1 protein-coding gene is annotated in these 633 nt (G+C 73.8%); it reads right to left on the minus strand.

Features of this window, described 5'->3' with window-relative positions:
• Nucleotides 1–633, minus strand: a 633-nt coding sequence (locus IE249_RS36505; RefSeq protein ID WP_229857727.1) for an SDR family oxidoreductase, incomplete at both ends; no start/stop codon positions are given.

Here is a 633-nt window from a genome sequence, read left to right on the forward strand (position 1 = left end):
CACCAGGCCGTGGTCGCGGGCGCGGCGCAGGGCGACCTCGGCGGCCCACTTCGACTGGTCGTAGCCGGAGATCAGCCGGTCGGCGTGGGCGAGCGGGTCGTCCTCGCCCATGGCGGTGATCCCGACCTCGTTGAAGACGGCGATCGAGGAGATGTGGTGCAGCGGCTTGGGCCGTCCGGTGGCGGCGAGTTCGGCGAGGGTCAGGGCGCCGAGGACGTTGCTCGCCCGCAGGGAGTGGTAGCCGCGCAGGAAGTCCACTGCGGCGGCGACGCCCACGACACCGTCCAGTTCATGGGCCAGGGTGTGCCATCGCTCCTCGGCCAGACCGAGCCGCGGCCGGCGGATGTCGCCGGGCAGTACGGTCACCCGGCGGCGCACCTCCGCGGACCACGGCAGCCGGTAGCCCTTCAGGGCCCCGGCGAGCCGGGCGGCGGCCGCCTCCTCGTCGGCGGCGCGGACCAGGCAGTACACGTGGGCCTCGCTGTGCCGCAGCAGGTCGAGCAGCATGTGACTGCCGAGGAATCCGGTGGCACCGGTCAGCAGGATCCGGCGCGGGGGCACCGGCTCTGGCACGTCGGTGAAGGGGAGCCGGTCGGCGAGGGCGAGATCGGCGAGGATCTGGCCCAGGTCCTC

This window comes from Streptomyces anandii JCM 4720 (genome assembly GCF_014650655.1).
Classification (GTDB): Bacteria; Actinomycetota; Actinomycetes; order Streptomycetales; family Streptomycetaceae; genus Streptomyces; species Streptomyces anandii.